This window comes from Staphylococcus sp. HMSC063A07, from assembly GCF_001836955.1.
Classification (GTDB): Bacteria; Bacillota; Bacilli; order Staphylococcales; family Staphylococcaceae; genus Staphylococcus; species Staphylococcus lugdunensis.
In genome coordinates, this window is record NZ_KV830932.1 from 204348 (window position 1) to 223500 (window position 19153).

The 19153-nt window shown below is 31.9% G+C and carries 19 protein-coding genes, 2 tRNA genes and 1 pseudogene; 7 read left to right on the top strand and 15 right to left on the bottom strand.

Annotation, left to right across the window (positions count from 1 at the left end; all coding sequences use genetic code 11):
• Positions 1 to 107: 107 nt before the first annotated feature.
• From menB to HMPREF2597_RS10945, 4 genes are read right to left on the bottom strand one after another with little or no spacing between them, the layout of a single operon-like run.
• The gene (gene menB / locus HMPREF2597_RS10930) at positions 108 to 926 is read right to left on the bottom strand and encodes a 1,4-dihydroxy-2-naphthoyl-CoA synthase (RefSeq protein WP_002478394.1); all 819 of its coding nucleotides are present in this window, start codon (positions 924 to 926) and stop codon (positions 108 to 110) included.
• Positions 919 to 1722: a 2-succinyl-6-hydroxy-2,4-cyclohexadiene-1-carboxylate synthase gene (menH, locus tag HMPREF2597_RS10935; protein ID WP_070817300.1), complete on the bottom strand. Its 804-nt coding sequence runs from the start codon at positions 1720 to 1722 to the stop codon at positions 919 to 921. Before menH ends, menB begins: the two co-directional genes overlap by 8 nt.
• On the bottom strand, positions 1709 to 3379 hold the full coding sequence (gene menD / locus HMPREF2597_RS10940) for a 2-succinyl-5-enolpyruvyl-6-hydroxy-3-cyclohexene-1-carboxylic-acid synthase (RefSeq protein ID WP_002478396.1): 1671 nt from the start codon (positions 3377 to 3379) through the stop codon (positions 1709 to 1711). Before menD ends, menH begins: the two co-directional genes overlap by 14 nt.
• Positions 3369 to 4730, bottom strand: coding sequence for an isochorismate synthase (locus HMPREF2597_RS10945; RefSeq protein WP_002478397.1), 1362 nt, complete (start codon positions 4728 to 4730; stop codon positions 3369 to 3371). Before HMPREF2597_RS10945 ends, menD begins: the two co-directional genes overlap by 11 nt.
• Before the next feature lie 177 nt (positions 4731 to 4907).
• On the opposite strand from HMPREF2597_RS10945, the gene HMPREF2597_RS10950 reads away from it, so the two are divergent.
• The 3 genes from HMPREF2597_RS10950 to HMPREF2597_RS10955 all read left to right on the top strand — a co-directional run bounded on the left by HMPREF2597_RS10950 (position 4908) and on the right by HMPREF2597_RS10955 (position 6508).
• Complete coding sequence (locus HMPREF2597_RS10950) at positions 4908 to 5846, top strand: 1,4-dihydroxy-2-naphthoate polyprenyltransferase (protein WP_002478398.1); 939 nt, start codon at positions 4908 to 4910, stop codon at positions 5844 to 5846.
• Positions 5847 to 6080: 234 nt separating this feature from the next.
• On the top strand, positions 6081 to 6185 hold the full coding sequence (locus HMPREF2597_RS12985) for an SAR1012 family small protein (protein ID WP_002478399.1): 105 nt from the start codon (positions 6081 to 6083) through the stop codon (positions 6183 to 6185).
• A 137-nt stretch (positions 6186 to 6322) separates the two neighbouring features.
• Positions 6323 to 6508: a hypothetical protein gene (locus HMPREF2597_RS10955; protein WP_002459476.1), complete on the top strand. Its 186-nt coding sequence runs from the start codon at positions 6323 to 6325 to the stop codon at positions 6506 to 6508.
• A 395-nt stretch (positions 6509 to 6903) separates the two neighbouring features.
• Here the strand turns inward: HMPREF2597_RS10955 and HMPREF2597_RS10960 are convergent, their stop codons facing one another.
• The gene (locus HMPREF2597_RS10960) at positions 6904 to 7305 is read right to left on the bottom strand and encodes a DUF1433 domain-containing protein (protein ID WP_002478400.1); all 402 of its coding nucleotides are present in this window, start codon (positions 7303 to 7305) and stop codon (positions 6904 to 6906) included.
• Between the two features lie 26 nt (positions 7306 to 7331).
• On the opposite strand from HMPREF2597_RS10960, the gene HMPREF2597_RS10965 reads away from it, so the two are divergent.
• Positions 7332 to 7823, top strand: coding sequence for a hypothetical protein (locus HMPREF2597_RS10965; protein ID WP_002459478.1), 492 nt, complete (start codon positions 7332 to 7334; stop codon positions 7821 to 7823).
• Between the two features lie 716 nt (positions 7824 to 8539).
• Here the strand turns inward: HMPREF2597_RS10965 and HMPREF2597_RS10975 are convergent.
• From HMPREF2597_RS10975 to HMPREF2597_RS10995, 5 genes and pseudogenes are all read right to left on the bottom strand, one after another.
• A complete protein-coding gene (locus tag HMPREF2597_RS10975; RefSeq protein ID WP_002459479.1) occupies positions 8540 to 8734 on the bottom strand; it encodes a hypothetical protein in 195 nt (64 codons plus the stop codon).
• Position 8735: 1 nt separating this feature from the next.
• A pseudogene (locus HMPREF2597_RS10980) lies at positions 8736 to 9437 on the bottom strand (minor capsid protein); the annotation flags it as partial.
• Between the two features lie 96 nt (positions 9438 to 9533).
• Positions 9534 to 9622 (bottom strand) — tRNA-Ser (locus tag HMPREF2597_RS10985).
• A 1-nt stretch (position 9623) separates the two neighbouring features.
• Positions 9624 to 9698, bottom strand: a tRNA-Asn gene (locus HMPREF2597_RS10990).
• 143 nt (positions 9699 to 9841) lie between these two features.
• Complete coding sequence (locus HMPREF2597_RS10995; RefSeq protein WP_002459481.1) at positions 9842 to 10411, bottom strand: competence protein ComK; 570 nt, start codon at positions 10409 to 10411, stop codon at positions 9842 to 9844.
• Positions 10412 to 10629: 218 nt separating this feature from the next.
• Here HMPREF2597_RS10995 and HMPREF2597_RS11000 point away from each other — a divergent pair, with 218 nt between their 5' ends.
• On the top strand, positions 10630 to 10848 hold the full coding sequence (locus tag HMPREF2597_RS11000; protein ID WP_002478404.1) for an IDEAL domain-containing protein: 219 nt from the start codon (positions 10630 to 10632) through the stop codon (positions 10846 to 10848).
• A gap of 75 nt (positions 10849 to 10923) precedes the next feature.
• Here HMPREF2597_RS11000 and HMPREF2597_RS11005 read toward each other — a convergent pair whose 3' ends face one another.
• Complete coding sequence (locus HMPREF2597_RS11005) at positions 10924 to 11910, bottom strand: lipoate--protein ligase (RefSeq protein WP_002459483.1); 987 nt, start codon at positions 11908 to 11910, stop codon at positions 10924 to 10926.
• 199 nt (positions 11911 to 12109) lie between these two features.
• Here HMPREF2597_RS11005 and HMPREF2597_RS11010 point away from each other — a divergent pair, with 199 nt between their 5' ends.
• Together HMPREF2597_RS11010 and HMPREF2597_RS11015 are read left to right on the top strand one after the other, a co-directional pair.
• Positions 12110 to 12295: a YkvS family protein gene (locus tag HMPREF2597_RS11010; RefSeq protein ID WP_002459484.1), complete on the top strand. Its 186-nt coding sequence runs from the start codon at positions 12110 to 12112 to the stop codon at positions 12293 to 12295.
• Positions 12296 to 12301: 6 nt separating this feature from the next.
• A complete protein-coding gene (locus HMPREF2597_RS11015; protein WP_002459485.1) occupies positions 12302 to 12904 on the top strand; it encodes a CPBP family glutamic-type intramembrane protease in 603 nt (200 codons plus the stop codon).
• A 102-nt stretch (positions 12905 to 13006) separates the two neighbouring features.
• Here HMPREF2597_RS11015 and HMPREF2597_RS11020 read toward each other — a convergent pair whose 3' ends face one another.
• From HMPREF2597_RS11020 to HMPREF2597_RS11035, 4 genes are all read right to left on the bottom strand, one after another.
• Positions 13007 to 14521: a bifunctional metallophosphatase/5'-nucleotidase gene (locus tag HMPREF2597_RS11020; RefSeq protein WP_002478405.1), complete on the bottom strand. Its 1515-nt coding sequence runs from the start codon at positions 14519 to 14521 to the stop codon at positions 13007 to 13009.
• Positions 14522 to 14749: 228 nt separating this feature from the next.
• Complete coding sequence (locus HMPREF2597_RS11025) at positions 14750 to 16108, bottom strand: TrkH family potassium uptake protein (RefSeq protein ID WP_002459487.1); 1359 nt, start codon at positions 16106 to 16108, stop codon at positions 14750 to 14752.
• A 16-nt stretch (positions 16109 to 16124) separates the two neighbouring features.
• On the bottom strand, positions 16125 to 18101 hold the full coding sequence (locus HMPREF2597_RS11030; protein ID WP_002478406.1) for a S1C family serine protease: 1977 nt from the start codon (positions 18099 to 18101) through the stop codon (positions 16125 to 16127).
• 199 nt (positions 18102 to 18300) lie between these two features.
• Positions 18301 to 19098, bottom strand: coding sequence for a TerC family protein (locus HMPREF2597_RS11035; protein ID WP_002459489.1), 798 nt, complete (start codon positions 19096 to 19098; stop codon positions 18301 to 18303).
• Between the last annotated feature and the right edge of the window lie 55 nt (positions 19099 to 19153).

Sequence of the window (19153 nt, forward strand, 5' to 3'; positions counted from 1 at the left end):
TAAAAGGACACTTAATAAGCAATGTTAGACGTACCATACTAATTAGTCTAAACAATACACTTTAAGTGTCCTTTAATCGTCATTAATATATATATACATTAAATTTCTTATGGGAATTTAGGAAATTGATCGAAATCTGGGTCACGTTTTTCTTTAAACGCGTCACGACCTTCTTTCGCTTCATCAGTTGTGTAATAAAGTAATGTAGCATCCCCAGCCATTTGTTGTAAACCAGCTAAGCCATCAGTATCTGCATTCATTGCAGCTTTTAAGAAACGCAAAGCTGTTGGTGAGTGTTTCATAATTTCTTTACACCATTGAACCGTTTCATCCTCAACTTGGTCTAAAGGCACAACTGTGTTAACTAAGCCCATGTCTAATGCTTCTTGAGCATTATATTGACGACATAAGTACCAAATTTCACGTGCTTTTTTATGTCCAACGATTCTTGCTAAGTAACCTGAGCCATAACCAGCATCAAATGAACCTACTTTAGGTCCTGTTTGTCCAAAGATGGCATTATCAGCTGCGATTGTTAAATCACAAACCACATTTAACACGTTACCTCCACCAATAGCATAACCTCTAACCATTGCAATGACTGGTTTAGGAATGACACGAATTAAACGTTGCAAATCTAACACATTTAAACGAGGGATTTGGTCTTCACCTACATAACCACCATGTCCACGTTTCTTTTGGTCACCACCTGAACAAAAGGCTTTATCACCTTCACCAGTTAAGATGATAACTGAAATATTTTGATCATCACGCGCGCGACTAAATGCATCAATCATTTCAGCAACTGTTTTAGGCGTAAAAGCATTACGCACTTCTGGTCTATTAATTGTTACCTTAGCAATTCCATCGAAAAATTCATATTTAATTTCATCATATTCTCTAAGTGTTTCCCACTGTCTAGTCATTTTGCTCCTCCTTTAAAAAAGCTAGTACTATTGTACCAAATTCTGTTTTATCTGCCACATGAATTGTATGCCCAACATTAGGCACGACAGCTTGTTGACTAGTACCCATTAAATCAGTCATTTGTCTAGCAATATTAACAAATTTAACATCTAGCTCCCCTGCCATAATCAACGTAGGCATATGTAAACTGCTAATCGCTTCCCATAAATTAGGCATCTTTCCAGTGCCATAATCTCTTAAAGCCTGAGCGAGTCGCGTTGGATTTTGATCCAATCTTAAATGACGTATATTTTGTCGCACTGATCTGTCTAAGTCACGCTGAGTATAAAATAATGGTAATTTCTCCCAGTCATTTACAAACACCTCTAGACCCGCAATATCTAACACTTTAGCACGTGCAGCATCTATTTGTTGGCGTTCTAAACGTTCATCGGCTTGATGTATGCCTGGTGATGTACTTTCAAGTATCAATCCCGATAATCTACATTGTCCATATAACGCATAATAAAGCGCGACACGCCCACCCATGGAATAGCCAAGCAAATATACCTTCTTATCACTAAAATGCGCTAAAACCTCGTCTATGGCTTGTGTAATGAAAGAAAAATCCCATGTCAGTTTACTATTACTTGTATCGTTCCCATGTCCTGGTAAATCAATCGTCACAACATTCACTTCTGAAGTAAACATTTCAATGTATGGATCAAACGTGCGACTATCGCTAATAAAGCCATGAAGTAATACGATTAATTGCTCTGAAGATTGCTTTGCTTGATAAAAATTATAATGTAACATCTTTTAATTCACTCAACCTTTGATACAGCTTCTGATGCTGCTGTCTATTATCTTCACGTTCAGTTTGAATTTCATAGATTGTGCGCGAGTGCTGATTTAATGATTGTGATTGGAAATCTCGCACTGAATTAAAGCGTTCAAACTGAAAGTCATAAAGTTGTGCAGTATATGAAAAATCTAATCCCGTTGGCGTACCAAATAATCGTTCAAAATAGTGAGCTGCACTTTCCTTTTGTGGTAAAAATGAAAAGATGCCGCCACCATTGTTATTAATTATGACAATATTAAGATGAATATCATTCAATTTTGCCATCAATAAACCATTCATATCATGATAAAATGCTAAATCTCCAATCAATAATGTAACATGTTGGTGAACTGCCATACCTAGTGCAGTAGAAATAACACCATCAATACCGTTAGCACCTCGATTTGCATATACTTCCGCTTCGCAATTGAAAAGTAAATTATCCACATCTCTAATCGGCATACTGTTACTCACAAAAAGTTTATCTTTATGAGTCAATTTATTTAGTAATTCATATACATATGCCGTATCATCCGTTGCTTGCATAACATGGTCAACAATATGTTCACGGGCTTGCTGTTCAAGCTGTTGCCATTGTTTTAACCAAGTACTTCGATCAACCCATTCTGCTTGTTGACACATCGCAAAAAAGTCATTTGCAGACATTTCAATAGCTTGATTAGGTACTTTTGGATAGACGTCAATTTGATCATTATTTTGAACTAAAATTTGCTGAGCCTTCGTGCTTTGTAACCATTGATTTAACTTTTTAGATATAACTGGTTTTCCTACTCGAATAACAAAATCTACATCAGGTTCAAACCCTGACCTAAATAACAAATCATACGTCGTTATTACATTGGGATGATGGTATTGACGTAGCTGACTAATTGAATCGGCCAGAACTGGAATATCATAACGTTCTGCATATGTTAATATTGCATTTACTTTTTGATGCTGCATATCACCAACAATAATAAGTCCTTTTAATTGTTGTAACATAGGTTGTAATGATTGAATATCCATCGTCTTAGTATAATGTGGTAAAGCTTTATCTTCAGAAGTTAAATATTCTGTACATTCTAAATTAGGTGTCAACGGCTCTCGAAATGGCAAGTTAAAATGTATTGGCCCTCTATGTGGTCCATATAAATAATTACTTGCTATTTGCATTTGATAATATACTGTATCAAGTGTAAATGCTGTATCATCTGCAACTGGCATGTCAAATTGATATTTAACATAATTGTTAAACATTTGTGCTTGATTAATAGCCTGCGGTGCACCCACACTCCTTAATTCATGTGGTCGATCACTCGTTAACACAATCAATGGTAAACGACTAATTTGACTCTCTGCAATTGCTGGTGTGTAATTTGCTGCTGCTGTTCCAGAAGTACATAGTATAGCTACTGGTCTTTCACTACCTTTTATTAAACCTAAAGCAAAAAAGGCAGCACTACGTTCATCAGGATGTATCCAAGTTTTGATATCTGGATGAGCTTCAAAAGCAATTGCTAACGGCGTTGACCTTGATCCCGGACTAATCACTACTTCTCTCACACCATAAGCAAATAGTTCAGACGCAAACGTAAACACTTGTAATGTTAATGCTTCTCTATGATTCATTCTTATTCACAACTCCTAATGCATTCATCATCGGTAAGAATTTAACTGCCGTTTCAGCCACTTCACTATCAGGATTAGATTCTTTAACAATGCCACAACCAGCAAATAAAGTAGCTTGATTTTGTTTCACAAGCATTGATCGAATGGCAACTATAAATTCGCAATCATTATATACATCAATAAAGCCAACCGGTGAACCATAAAGTCCTCGCGTACCAAACTCTTTTTGTTCTATATAGTGTAAAGCTTCTTCCTTAGGATATCCTCCTAGTGCTGGAGTAGGATGCATAAAGTCAATTAAATCACTGTAAGGTTTATCATTTAATTTGCCTGTAATTTGAGTATATAAATGATATAAGTGGTCATTTTTTAAAATATTAGGTGTTTTGTTATAATCCACCTGCGTTACATATGGTTCAATATCATTTAAAATGCTATTAACAACAAAACGATGTTCATCTAAATTTTTACGATCATTTAAAAATGCTTCAACATTTGCTTTATCTTCTGCTTCTTCATGTGTACGTTTAATCGTTCCGGCAACTGCTTTAGTTGATAAAACATGATTCTCAACTTTAAATAATTGTTCCGGCGTTTGTGAAATGAAAATGGATTCATTAGACTCGATAAGAAAAATATAACTATTTCTTTCATTAGCCATTGCACGCTCAAGCACATGCGCAATATTAATGTTATTAGCAAATTTCACTAGTCTCCGTCGTGCTAAAACAATTTTTTTGTGCACATCTATGTAGTCAATGGTCTCTTGAACCAAGTCCCGCCATTCATCTTTATAAATATCTTCCATTTTAGTAACATTTAAAATTTCATCATCGTCTAAAGTGATATCTGCATGTTCAAAATAATCAATGATCTCTTTGAAACGGGACATATCGAAAGATAGCCGTTTTGTCGTATAAGTTAGTACAGTACCCTCTTCATCCCTTGAAATTAACACTTCAGGGACTATAAAATGATTAATACTAAACTCGCGCCATTCATCATCTGACTTATGACTGGAAAATTGAAATCCACCGCAAATCCTTAAATGATGTTTATCCGTTTCTGGATAAATCAACTCAATATCATGTTTGAATTTTTCCCATTCTCGAAATATATTCTGTTTATTATCAAAGTTATTTTGAAATTTTTGAATTGCATGATAGCCGAAAAACGAAGACTTATTATCATTTAAACGTAAGTAAAAACGATCTCCCGCTTGTGCTTCAGTTAGTTGAAGTAATTCACTTGGATTAAGCTCACGATGTAACTTTGTCTCTACTGACACCCAATCTTTATTACTCGAATATAACACATGATTAATCTCGTCTTCTAAAAGATTCGCAGCCATTCATTTCACTTCTTTCATATCTATATTTATTCATTACATTATTGTATCATTTTTAAAGTTACCTGTATGGCTAATTGCTTAAATAAACATATCATTTTCTCCGTTAATTGACCTTTATGTACGATTCCTTTAAAATATCTATAATAAAATAAATCTTTTTAAGAGGTATCATCTATTATGTCAAATAAATATTCTCAATACTCAACTGTCAATAAATATTGGCAGCTTATGCGACCTCATACTCTAACAGCGGCAGTAGTTCCTGTATTAGTTGGGAGTGCTGCTTCGAAACTTTTTCTATTAGGTAGCAAAGACCAATTTAAATTTAGTTTATTTTTAGCTATGTTACTAGCTTGTTTATTAATACAAGCAGCTACAAACATGTTTAACGAATACTATGATTTCAAAAAAGGTTTAGATGACCACAATTCTGTAGGTATTGGAGGCGCTATTGTTCGCAATGGTATGAGTCCGAAATCCGTCATGCAACTTGCGGTTGCATTTTATATTATTGCGGCATTACTCGGTATATTCTTAGCTGTACAAAGTTCCTTCTGGATTATTCCTGTCGGCTTAGTTTGTATGGCAGTAGGCTATTTATATACTGGAGGTCCAATACCGATTTCTTGGACACCGTTAGGAGAATTGTTTTCAGGTATATTTATGGGTATGATTATCATTTTATTATCATTTTTTATCCAAACAGGTAATATACAAGGCTATGCTGTTTGGGTGAGTATACCTATAGTTATAACAATAGGACTTATTAATATGGCAAACAATATACGTGATCGAGTAAAAGATAAAGAAAGTGGACGTAAAACTTTGCCAATTTTACTAGGTAAAAAAGCATCCATCACACTCATGGCCATTTTATATGTCATTGCATATCTTATTGTGATTTATACTGCTCTATTTAAACCACAAGGCTCATTACTTTATCTATTACCCATTTTATCTTTCCCTATGCCAGTCAAAGCTGTACGTCGTTTTAATAAAAACGATACACCTGAAACTATGATGCCAGCTATGGTAGCTACTGGCAAAGCCAATACATTTTTTGGTGTACTGTATGCAATAGCTATCTATTTAAGTGCTTTAGGCGGTGCGTTATAAACAATAAATCATGTAAGCTTTATAAGGCGAGTATTAAAGTCGATGTAGACTAAATACCCGTCTTTTTATTATTTTTTAATTCATATAACAATAATTAAAAACCACACATTCTTTTATTAAAAATAAAAGGAAATAGTTTTAAAGTTTACTGCTCAACTCAAACATGTAAGCTTTATTTTTATGCTAAATGGGTATAAACATGTATAGACTAATTCAAATTAGAGGAGTAAATACATGAAAAACTTTCTAAAACGCGTAATAAAAGCGATTATCACAGGTTATATTATTAAATTTATTAAAGATAAAATTGACAGTAAATCATCCAAACAACAACAATAACTTATAGTTGCATTTTTATAACACCATCTCATAAGATGATTTCAACTCTTAATATTGTTAACTTATAGGTTGAAGTACAACTTTTTTCAGAATATTGTTGAAATACTGCTGTCAATCAAATTTTAGGAGGAACACATATGAAAAAGTTCTTTGGAATTTTACTTGCAAGTACACTCGTACTAGGCGCTTGTGGTCATGCCGAAAAGACAGAGAAAGAAAGTGCAGATAAACGCAATGATAAAAAAGAGATTAAAGATAAGCATCGAGATAAAGACGTAGATAAACAATTGGATGGAAAAAAATCTGATAAAAAGAACAAATAAAGTTAGGTAGTGAATTTTTAAAAGTCACAAACAAAACTCCATTAAATCACGTGAATTAAACGTTGATTTAATGGGGTTAATGATATTACGGAAACGGAGGGTATTTTAAAATACTATAACACCAGTCATTATAAGCTGTAGGGAACGTTCCTTGTTTTGTATAAAAAACTACGCTCAAATGAGCACGGTTTTACTTTCTCTTTTCTATGATTTTCTTCCCCATTTATTAACAATAAAAAATATTATAATAGTGGTTGTTGCTGTTAGCATAGATGACAAAAATGAATTACCTGGTATACAAGTCCAATATATACAAATACCATTTCTCACTACAACAAAGAACATATCTCAGCGTAAAAACATCACTTAAAATGTCACTTAGTTACAACTTTGATTTACTTATCCTCTTTTTTGTTTTGTTCTTTCTTTATTTCAGATACAGGTTTCGGATTGTTTTTATACATTACTTCAAGTTTGGCAGAGCTTGATATGTTTCCATCAAATTGAAAATCATCTAAAGATCTTACACCAGCTGTAAAAGCTATTTTTTTATCATTATTTATATAACCGCTAATATCATAGCCATCCATTGGATTTTTTTCTATTGCAGTAAAATGTATTGTCCTATATCCTTTAACATTATATTTCATAAAAAGTTCTATTCTTTCTTTTTGTTCATTATAGTACTTTTGTTCTTTTTCTTTTTTTTCGTCATATTTCATTTTTAAATAGACGGCTCCTGTGATTAAAACTATACTAATTAATATTATAACTGCTAAAAATATTTTTTTATTCAAAAAATCAATCCCTTTGAGGTGAATTTATGACTGCTTTACATAATAAAGATAACACATATTATAGACTTGCTGGCAACTCTTATGATACAAAAAAATTCAGTAAAAATAAGATTAAAAATTCTGATGGCACTACTCAAAATTTTAAAATTCAAGCTTCGCGCATTGATAAAGCGAATGGATTTCAAGCGATGGCTCTATCGCCTATAGATAGTAACGGCAAAGTAGATAATGATACGGTTTACATGGTTTATGCGGGTACTGAACCTAAAGAACCTGCCGATATAGGGACGGATGTTAAACTTGGATTATCTGGAATCTTCGATGATCAAATTAAAACTAACCCCAAAGATGTCAAATTTTATGATGAATATCAAGATTTATCCAAAAAAACCATTCGTCATGAATTTCCCGATAATATGGTTAGTGGTTTAGTAGGTTTTTTAGGTCACGGTGGAGTTAAAAGTGGTGTAGTCGCGAAAGGGAAATTTAATATAATGACATATGTAGGGTGGCAATAGACATGAATTCAATTGCATTTATAATCCTACTTTTAATATCAATGTATAGTTCTGTTTATTTAACTAAATATTTAAAAGAAAAGAATAAAATTAATAATTTTTCATCCGAATTGATAGTAGTTACTATATTAGGTGGGGTTATTACTTTAATTTTGTTTCTGTTATACACTTTTATTTTCATATATTTGAAATGAGGATTATGTTATACTTATATTAGAGAGGGAAGCAAACCCCTCAATTGTTTAGTACTCAAAAGCTAGCTCAATTTGTAGAATGACCAAGTTTACTTTAATTGAGCATTTAATGCTTTTGGGTGCTTTTATTTTTTCTTCATTCACTCACCTCATATATATTATGTCTTTTGGCATAATTATTTTGAGACAAAAAAACACACCAATTAAGACACGATTAAAACGCTTGATTCAGTTCGTCTATAACTTATTTTTCTAGTTTATAAGATGTCTACGCATTATTTTCTGATTCTTCTGCGAAAAACTGTAACTTTAATTTCAACATGTTGGTCTTCTTAGTTTGCATATTTTACACCTCATATATTTACTCTTGATTAGTTTTAAGTCATGCATGGTTCGGACTTAACACTTGCACCTTTTAACGCCATAAGCATGGTTTGGGCATAAAAAATAACCTTTCGAAAAGGTTAAAAAATCGTATAAAAATAGCACCACTTTCTATTTATCTGTGTAGAAAGGATGCTATTATAACATTAATTTTATTTCTTTAATCTCTGATTCATCAATAGAGTAAAAACCTAAATCTGTTGCTAAATCCATGCAATAGTTTCCAGTATCACTTTCTAATGGATTTTCATAATCAATCACAAAACCTTTAAATTTTTCCTTGTTATTAAGTATGACAATAACATTTTTACGATATACATCTTTGATTAACATTTTAATTCTCCTTACTTATGAAAGGTACTATATGAGAACCTGTTTTTGAATAATGAACTTTGCCGAATGATGTCTCAATATATTTTCCTTCTACAAAAGCTTTTCCTATAATTTTTTCGAAATCAATAATTTCTTTACGACTAAAACCACCTTTATTAACTAGAATTTTTCCAGTTGTCGAGTATATTTTTAATAATCTATTTAACTCATTATTAGAAAGTATAGTGTAGCTAGGTAATTTCTCATTGTTTTTTAATGCAAACTTTTTATTCTCCAAATACAATTTATTATTTAAAGAATGCCTATTTTGTTTTTCCACATTTAATTCTACTTTTATTCTACCATCATTTATCATTTGTATCATTTCTTTTTTGGCTTTATCTTGTGATTTTTCATATTGACTAGTATGTTTTTCTTTATCTTCTACTTTATATTTACTTTTACTTTCTTTAAAGAATTGATCTCGCCAATTACCAACATTCGGAACAGTTGTACTTCTACACCATGGGTGCATAGGAGGTGCATTAATACCTGGAACCATATCTTTAACTTTAAAAACTTTACCATTTAATGAGTGACATATTTTAGATGTCTTATTATCTATTTTAGCTACATATTTGTACTCTCCATCTTCACCTAATTCTTTTAAATAAGTTAACTTTTGCGATTCTGATTGTACTCTTGCAGATTCAGTAATTAATAAACATTTAGATTAATCCACACCATTAAACTATATCTATATAAAAACCCCATTAAATCACGTGAATTAAACGTTGATTTAATGGGGTTAATGATATTACGGAAACGGAGGGATTCGAACCCTCGCGCCGCTCTCGCGACCTACACCCTTAGCAGGGGCGCCTCTTCAGCCAACTTGAGTACGTTTCCATGGCTCCACAGGTAGGACTCGAACCTACGACCGATCGGTTAACAGCCGATAGCTCTACCACTGAGCTACTGTGGATTAATGTATAGTATCTCCAATGAGCACAAATACTATTATAACAATAAACGTGATTTTTGCAATAGATATTCTTTAAAATTTATACGGAATATTTACACTAAATTAATATAAACATCCCGCATAATTTAAATTTAAACACACTGCTATTTATTATCTAATAGAGAATATTGGGAAAGTGCTTCGTAAATATTTAGTGAGGATTTTTCATAATCAATAGGCATATCGGGGTTATTTGAACGCATTTTAGATTGTTTATCTACCATGTAGTAATAAAAAATGGCATTTATATATTGATGCCACATACTATGAAATGACACATTTATGATAAGTGTTTCATGATTAGCAAAAATGACTTTACTTTTTCTGTGCTTTAAAGGCTTAATATCTACAATAAAATGCATATTAATCCATATGTTTTCTTCTTGTCTGTCAGAATGTGTTGGAAAAAAATAAGTTGGGAATAAGGGAGTGAGTAATATCGGAGGTTTGCTATTAATACGAGCGATTCTACTTGTTTCTGCTTTTTTGCTAAGATAATTATTTCCGTAAAACTTGCAAGATCTTTCTATAATTTTCTGCGTTTTAAATGGGCTTCTTTCTTTTGTGGTGTCAAATTTAATGATTTCTGTTCCTTGAGCATGTCCATAATCGTCGATAATGGGTCGTATGACCATATCTCCTTTACGTATAACATATATGGTTTTTTTGTCCATAGAGTAACCTTCCTTTCTTTCGATTAAAGTATTATATATTCTTTAAAACATATAACTGACTAATATTTTATATCATTTTTATTTAATGTCAAGTTATACCTTAAAAATATATTTACACCTTTTTCTCGAACAAATGTCAGAATATTCATTGATTTCGAAATTGAACAGATGTATACTAATTTTAAATAAATTAAATATGTAGAAAGGTCGTGTTTCTTATGCATTATAATACTAATGTGCAACACACAACTCTTGATCAATTTGTCACTACAGTTAACGACTTAGGCGTTGAACTTATTATTGATGAGGCGCTAAGAAAGGCTAGAAAGGATAAGTTAACCACCTTGATTGATAAGGCACTCATTGATAAAAACGAAACAGACTTTATGAATTACACAAACGAATACAAAAAATTGGAGGCGTTTCTAAATGACTAAATCCGGATCCTGGTATAAATCCTAAAAGGGCTATTCACTACTTAAACAAGTAAGCGAATAGCCCTTAATTAATGCTTAGGACATTAACTTAATTATTTCATCTTTATCAATATCTCCAAAATAATAATAAAAATCATAATCAGCTAAAGCCTCTTTGATGTGAGGATAATCATGTAAGCACCCAATTAATGCTTGTTCTAATTCTGTAATATTACCTTCTCCAAAGAAATCACCAAATATTTTAGCATGTTCGATTTTTCCTTTTTTAACATCTAGTTTTATTTGTATAAAACCACGCTCAAATTTATGTTCTCTTTCAAAATTATATTTAGGGTTTCTACCGTAATTCCATTCCCATGTTCTGTATTTTTCATTGCTTAATTGTTCTATTTTTTTCCAATCGTCATCAGTTAAATGATATTCTTCTACTTCATGTTCACCGAAAATCGTTTTTAAAATAATTTGTTTAAACTCTTCAATAGTAATTTTTTCTGTTAAAAACTCTTCAATATTGGCAACACGTTTACGTACGGATTTGATACCTTTAGATTTTATTTTTGCTGGGTTAACACGTAAAGCATTCTGCACTTCATCTAATTCACTATTCAACATTAATGTGCCATGACTAAACATTCGATCTTTGACTTTTACCATTGCATTCCCAGAAATTTTTGCGCTACCTACTTGAATGTCATTACGTCCTGTCATTTCAGCATTTACTCCTAATGACTGTAATGCTTGAACAATGGGCTCGGTAAATTTTTTGAAATTATGAAAGCTATTTCCATCATCATCAGTTATAAAACTAAAGTTTAGGTTTCCTGTATCATGATAAACAGCACCACCACCTGAAATACGACGTACCACGTCAATATGATGTTCATCAATGTATTCCTTGTTTACTTCTTCAATCGTATTTTGGTTCTTCCCAACTATGATTGATGGTCGATTCACGTAAAATAAGAAATAGCTTTCCTCTGAGGGTAATTGTTTTAAAACATATTCCTCCATGGCAAGATTAAGTGTTGGATCAGTAATATTATTATTACTTATAAACTTCATTCTATCTCTCCTTAGTTCTCTTCTTTATGCCCTTATTTACTTTATGCCTTAATTCCAATAAAATTTCCAATCATTAACTCATTTATGACATTTTTTTCATATTTTAGCTTTAAATATGCATTTATAAGAGAAATTTGTTTATTTGTAGTGTAATTTTTAGTAAAATAAAATTTAGCTATGATTTGAGGGAGGACTCAGAATGACTGTTGCTGAAGTAGGTAATATTGTAGAATTTTATGACGGTTTAAGAGGCCGTGTTGAAAAAATAAATGATAACTCTGTTATTGTTGATTTGACTATCATGGAAAATTTCAATGACTTAGATTTACCTGAAAAAACTGTAATTAATCATAAACGGTATAAAATCGTTGAACAAGAAGGTTAATTTTCAATGAAGAAGATATCTAATGCTTTAAAATGGTTTATTGCAAGCTTTATCGTATTTCACCTTATTTTACTTGTGATGTGGGGCGAACATCAAGAATATTGGTACCTATATACTGGTATTATGCTAATTGCTGGAATAAGCTATGTATTTTATCAGCGAGACATTAAGTCAAAAAGATTATTGACTTCAATTGGTGTTGGATTAATTACAGCCCTTTTACTCATTATTATTCAGTTAATATTCTCGTTTATTTCAAATGATTTAAGTTACACTGAATTAATTAAAGAATTAACGAAAACAGGTGTTCATTATAAATGGCAAATGCTAATTACTTTATTATTTGTCATACCATGCCATGAATTATATATGCGAACTGTGCTGCAAAAGGAATTAAATGCATTTCATTTACCATATTGGTTACAAGTACTAATTACAGCATTATGTTCCAGTTCCTTGTTTATTTACTTAGATAATTGGTGGATTGTTGTTTTCATCTTTGTATGTCAACTTATTTTATCCCTCAGCTATCATTATACACGTCGCATTGCAACAACATCTGTTGCTCAGATTGTTGCAATTATTCTATTATTAATATTTCATGGTTAAAAAGCATTTCTTAGTCTATGCAGCTAAGAAATGCTTTTATTTTTTAGTTTAAAACAAGTAATTGAATGCTACACTACGTTTATAATTAATGAAGCATCATTGTTAGGAGTTTACAATAAAATTATTTTTAATTTGAGGGCGATAGTCATGGGTGTTTAATAGTTTTGTCATAATAAATGACATTGGATATTCAAAACTATCTCTGTTTACTATAACGTCACCAATGATAAACTGATAATTTCTAAAACAATAATCGGTCATAGTAACACGATAACTACCATTTAAATCAATTCCTTTAATAGTAACCCTTTGAAATGGCGGCTTTTTCATATTCACTTCATAATTAAATCCTTGCCATTGCGTGCATAATGTTTCATCTATCACAGTTTGTTTCAAATGGTCATCTTCAATTTCCAAATGTGCATAACTATATTCTAAGATATCTTTGATCTGTTGACCTAACAGCGTTATATCAATGGGTTTGTCTGGATGAGGATATGCTTCATAAATATCTTTATTTTGTATCTGCTGTTTTAACCCTTGCTCTCCATTTCTAGGCACATTAACACAGGTGATATTATTGTTAAATGCATACCGCAAACTGTCATGCAGCAGTTGTGTAAAGTGATGTGAACCCGCTACCATATCTTCTAAGCTATTTACTTGTAAGGAGCACGAGGTTTCAGCAATGATTTCATTAGACCAATGTGTAACTGCTTTTCTATCATAATATGTTAACTTTAATAATGCTTCATCTTCATTATGTTGATTTAAATTTATAGCTTCGGCATTGACATGTTCTATTTCATAGCTATTCGTGCGTTTTTTAAACTGTATATTAATATGAACCAATTCTTCAGCGTTTTGTCCAGCTTGTACATACACCGTTTCATTGTCTTTACCTATTACCGTTTGATGTTGATGCGCCGTAATAATTAAATCTATCACACCCATCTCACGTATTAATTTCTCAGCTTCATTTGCATTTTCACTATGACGACTATTTGTAGTTTGGCTTATTTTATCTAAACCACCATGATAAATTACAATTAAAAAATCAATTTTTTCAGTTTCATGAATATAACGAATCCAGCGTTTAGCAGATAGTAAGGTTTTCTCGATTTTTACATCTGGTTCCATTTCAGCGTATTCATTTTTCATTAATCCATCTGCGGTTAATCCTATAATACCAATTCTCACATCTTGATATTGTTTGATTACATAAGGCGTTGAAAAGTATGGCTCACGTGTCATGTTATATTCTATATTTGCGGATAACCATGGAAACCTTGCAAGTGATACTGAGCGTGTTAAAAAGGACAGACCAAACTTAAATTCATCTGAACTAATACCACTTGCATCATATTGCATCGCATTCATTAGTTTTATCATAGGATGTCGCTTATATGGAGCAACTATGGCATAGTAATAAGCTGGTAACGAGCCGGCTAAACTTCCTCCACTATCAAGTAACAAGACATGTTTATTACGTTTTCTAATATCTTTTACGTATTGCCCTGCTCTATATATATTTGAGCCATAATTTCCATTTAAGAATTGACTATGCATATCCGTAGTAGTAATGACGTCAACACTAATTCTCTCATTTTTCTCCATATTGCCATCCTCCTGTCAACTTTAGTTTAACATCGATCATATTAAACAATCCATGTTAAACAAGTTTCTGTATGTTTTTAAATTCTTCATCAACAGCTAGACATATTAAGAAATATTAAAAAAGGCGCGAGACAGAATTCAATATGAATTCGTAGTCTCGCCCCGACAAGATTGTGTAATTAATTATTAAACTATCGTTTTGCTTCTATTCCAACGTACAAGTGATAATTAACCAATTTGAATACGCTCTTTTGGATAATGATATTTATCTGGTTCTCTTCGACCGGCAATCATTATAATAAATGAAATCAAACCTACACGTCCTATAAACATAAGAACCATTAATACTATTTTAGTCACATTGCTAATATCATCAGTTACCCCTAGTGTTAACCCGCAAGTACCAAACGCAGACATCACTTCAAAAAACACTTGTAAGAAAGTTAATTTACCATTCTCAGCTGTAGCAATAACAATCATACTTACAAAGGTTAAAATACTTGCCATTATAAATACAGCAAATGATCGTTGTATATCCATAATATGCAATTCTCTATTGAAAACTTTAATAGATGTTTTTTCTTCATTATTACTAAAATTAAGTGCAAATAATATTAAGATAGCAAATGTAGTTGTTCGAATTCCACCACCTACAGAACTAGGAGATGAACCAATAAACATGAGTAAACTCATAATAATATTTGTAGCATCACTGAAGTTAGTCACATCTATCGTTTGTAATCCTGCACTTCTTGTAGTTGCTGACTGAAAGAATGAATAAAATAATTCCTGATGCCAACTAAGTCCTTTAAATGCATGATTATGTTCTAGTGCTAAAATTGCTATAATCCCAAAAAAGAATAAGAAGAAATAAGTTGATGTCGTTATTTTTGTAAATAATGAAAATCTGAAGTTAGTTATTCTATTTTTTATATATGCTTTTGTCTCTAATAGTACTGGGAATCCAATGGAACCTAAAATAATTAATACCATCACGATAGTTTGGACAAAGTAATCATTTGCATAAGGAATAAGAGATTCCCCTGTTATATCTAAGCCCCCATTTGTAGTAGCTGATATTGACACAAATAAACCTTGCATTAAAGCGTTTTTTAAATCTGGATTATCTCTATAAAAATAAAATGCTAGTAATAATGCACCGACTAATTCAATAACAAATATGGTTTTTACAATATCAAGTATTAATTTAACTGTTCCACTCATCGTTTCCCTATTATTATCAAGCATAATGAGTTGACGTTCACGTATCCCAATACGTTTACCTAATACAACCCATAATAGGGTTCCAATAGCCATCACACCAATGCCACCAATATTTAGAATGATTAGAATGATGACTTGGCCAAATGTAGAATATGTGTCTACAATATTAACTGGCGATAATCCAGTCACACTAATACCAGATACAGCTACAAATAAAGTATCTATTGGATTGACATTGACATTAGGTTTATGGACAAATGGTAAATTTAATAATAAAAATGCAATGACGATGGCTACTAAATAATACAGTACAATCCCCTGTTGAGGAGTGGTTTTCTTTAGTAACTGATTGAAGATAGACATCTACTTCACCTCAACACTATTTCAATTTAATTTTTACTTCTTTCAGCTCACCATCACGATAAATTTTTGCTGTAATCGTTTTTAAATCTTCTCTATGACTAAATATAATCTGTCTATATCTCAAATTATCTTCAATTAGCTTACCATCTAATTCTACTATGACATCATCTGTTTTTAAACCCGATTTTTCACCTAAAGAATCTGTATCGATTTGTTTAATCACAACACCATTTTTTACTTTGTCCGGTAATTTTATTGCTTTTCTTTCAGTATCATTTAAGTCGCCGACATTTTGTAAATCAATGCCTGTATTAGGATAAACAACTTTCCCTTTATCTTCTAGTTGTTTTGCAATTTTTTGAGCATCATTAATTGGAATGGCAAATGCCATACCTTCTACGTTATCCATGTTGATTTTTAAAGAGGCAATACCTATTAAGTCACCATTTTCATCCACAACAGCACCACCAGAATTCCCTGGGTTAACTGGTGCATCAACTTGAAATGCTTTCGATAAAACATCATATTTACCATCTTTATCTAAATCAGCTGGTACAAAACGATTCATACCAGAAATAATCCCCTTAGAAACTGAGCCTTTAAAATCAACGCCTAATGGGTTACCGACCACTAAAATGGATTGTCCGAGTATTAAATTACTAGAATCGCCAATGTCAATTGGTGTTAATGCATCGTCTTTAGGTGCTTCAGCTTTGATAACAGCAATATCAGACCATTTATCTTTTCCTACAACTTTTCCTTGAATTGTTTGGTTATTGCCATATGTAAGTTTTTGTTTTTTTTCATTTCCTACTACATGTGCATTGGTCATAATATAAATGGCGCCGTCCACTTTTTTGTAGACGACACCTGAACCAATTTCACTTTCTGAGTCTTTAGTATCTTTGGGTAAGGTGCTGTTTTTAGGTGATTCACTTTCCACCGTAACTACTGATTTAACTGCGCTATTGGCACTTTTCATAGTAGCTGTATATTTCTTATCATGATTTCCAGAGTTGAGTAAACCACTTTGATTTGTTCCAGTGTTATTTACATTTCTAAATATTGCACTTAATAATAAAATTAATATAATTAATGCAACAACAATAACAACTTTAACCCAATGTTTTTTAAAGAATTTAGTGATGCTTTCTAAAATCTGTGCATTATTAATATTATCTTGTTTATTCTCTTTAGTTGCCTTATTGGGTTCTGTTTGTGTTTTTTTAGGCTTTTCTTGATGTGTTTGCTTATGGTTCTTTTTAGCGCTTGTTATATTTGCTGCTTGTTGCTTTTGTTCATCCTTTGAATTTACTGTCTCTGTGTCGTTTTTACGTTGTGTATTTTCTTTCTTTATTTGCTGGTGTGTGTATAAAGGTGGCTCTTCTTGATTGACTTTTTTTGTTGTTGACTGATTGAATTTACTATTATGTTTTTTATTCGTTTTCTTAGGTCTTGATTCCTGTTTCTCTAATGTATCTCGTTGCTGCTCTTTATTATCTTTACTATCATTTTGTAATTCTGTCTCTTTTGGTTTTTCTTTTGTTTCTGATGTTTTCTGTTGGATAGGTTCATCATTTTGATAATTATCTGCACGGTCAATCGCATTCTGTTGCTTTATTTTTTCGTCAGTTTTTTTAGCGTGATGTTCTACTGTATTTTTCTCATCATCAATACTATTTGTTTCTTTTCCAACTGGTTGTTTTATATGATTATTATCTTGAATACTAGTGTCTGGGGTATTTTCTTTTATATCTTGACTGTGTTGTTGATGGATTTCTTCTTGCGTTAATTTCTCAATACGTGCTTTTCTTAAATTATCTTTAACACGCTCTTCATTAACTTTAGATTGCTGCGCTTCTTTTTTTGCTTGTTTTAATTTTTCTTGTTGCTCTTGTTGAATTCGTGCTTCTCTTTCTTCATTATGGAAAAATTCGCGTCTTTTTCTTCGATACTGACTTCTAGGTATCACTTGTTTTTTACCCTTATCCAAAGATGACAACTCCTTACTTTTATTACTCTATTATTATGACACAATCAATGTATAATTGCTTGATGATAACGAACATTTATAGCATTTTACTATATACTTCTATATTTTAAATCTTAATATGTCTAACTAAAATCTGCAATTTGTTATAGTTATAAAAAAACTCTGCCCATGAATGCTCCATGGACAAAGTTATCTATCTTTATTGTTGTTCACGTTTTTTATTATTGTGTACAGATGTTAACCAACCTACCAAAACTAAACCTATCATTACTACCCAGAATATAGTTTGCCATAAAGTTGAATGTGGAAAATCTTCTGGTAACACCGCAATGTCTTTATGTGCTAAAACAATCACAACTAACTTGATACCTACCCAACCTACAATAGCAAATGCTGCACCTTCTAAGCCAGGATATTTGTTAAGTAGCTCTACAAACCATGTTGCTGCAAAACGCATTAGAATAACACCAATCATGCCGCCAATAAACATCACCGAAAATTGACCTAAATCCATACCACCAAAATGAATTCCAACTTTTGGTAATGTTACAGCTATTGCCATTGCGGCTAACATAGAATCAATTGCAAATGCGATATCTGCAAACTCAACTTTTAATACAGTGCCCCAGAATTGTAATGGGCTTAATTTCTTTTCAACCCCGTGTTCATCATAATGATGATCATCACCTTCAGGTTGAGGTTCATCTTTACTATGGAAGAAATTCCATAAATTTTTAATAGACATAAAAATTAAGTAAACAGCCCCTGCTGCTTGTATAAACCAAAAGTTCGCAATAATACTAATTAAGAATAATGCAATAAATCTAAATATAAAAGCACCTAATAATCCATAAAACAAGGCTTTCTTTCTTTGTTCTGGTGGTAAATGTCTTACCATTACCGCCATTACAACTGCATTATCTGCGGCAAGTAAGCCTTCCAAAAATACAAGAACGAGTATAACCCATAAATAAGGCAAAATTAAGCTCGGATCCAAAGCGGACAACTCCTTTGTTCATGATATACAAATAAAGAGACCCATGCTAAATTAT

Excerpts from the sequence above, each read along its gene's own strand:
- menB (WP_002478394.1), bottom strand. The coding sequence starts at position 926 with ATGACTAGACAGTGGGAAACACTTAGAGAATATGATGAAATTAAATAT.
- menH (WP_070817300.1), bottom strand. The coding sequence starts at position 1,722 with ATGTTACATTATAATTTTTATCAAGCAAAGCAATCTTCAGAGCAATTA.
- menD (WP_002478396.1), bottom strand. The coding sequence starts at position 3,379 with ATGAATCATAGAGAAGCATTAACATTACAAGTGTTTACGTTTGCGTCT.
- HMPREF2597_RS10945 (WP_002478397.1), bottom strand. The coding sequence starts at position 4,730 with ATGGCTGCGAATCTTTTAGAAGACGAGATTAATCATGTGTTATATTCG.
- HMPREF2597_RS10950 (WP_002478398.1), top strand. The coding sequence starts at position 4,908 with ATGTCAAATAAATATTCTCAATACTCAACTGTCAATAAATATTGGCAG.
- HMPREF2597_RS12985 (WP_002478399.1), top strand. The coding sequence starts at position 6,081 with ATGAAAAACTTTCTAAAACGCGTAATAAAAGCGATTATCACAGGTTAT.
- HMPREF2597_RS10955 (WP_002459476.1), top strand. The coding sequence starts at position 6,323 with ATGAAAAAGTTCTTTGGAATTTTACTTGCAAGTACACTCGTACTAGGC.
- HMPREF2597_RS10965 (WP_002459478.1), top strand. The coding sequence starts at position 7,332 with ATGACTGCTTTACATAATAAAGATAACACATATTATAGACTTGCTGGC.
- HMPREF2597_RS10975 (WP_002459479.1), bottom strand. The coding sequence starts at position 8,734 with ATGTTAATCAAAGATGTATATCGTAAAAATGTTATTGTCATACTTAAT.
- HMPREF2597_RS10995 (WP_002459481.1), bottom strand. The coding sequence starts at position 10,411 with ATGGACAAAAAAACCATATATGTTATACGTAAAGGAGATATGGTCATA.
- HMPREF2597_RS11000 (WP_002478404.1), top strand. The coding sequence starts at position 10,630 with ATGCATTATAATACTAATGTGCAACACACAACTCTTGATCAATTTGTC.
- HMPREF2597_RS11005 (WP_002459483.1), bottom strand. The coding sequence starts at position 11,910 with ATGAAGTTTATAAGTAATAATAATATTACTGATCCAACACTTAATCTT.
- HMPREF2597_RS11010 (WP_002459484.1), top strand. The coding sequence starts at position 12,110 with ATGACTGTTGCTGAAGTAGGTAATATTGTAGAATTTTATGACGGTTTA.
- HMPREF2597_RS11015 (WP_002459485.1), top strand. The coding sequence starts at position 12,302 with ATGAAGAAGATATCTAATGCTTTAAAATGGTTTATTGCAAGCTTTATC.
- HMPREF2597_RS11020 (WP_002478405.1), bottom strand. The coding sequence starts at position 14,521 with ATGGAGAAAAATGAGAGAATTAGTGTTGACGTCATTACTACTACGGAT.
- HMPREF2597_RS11025 (WP_002459487.1), bottom strand. The coding sequence starts at position 16,108 with ATGTCTATCTTCAATCAGTTACTAAAGAAAACCACTCCTCAACAGGGG.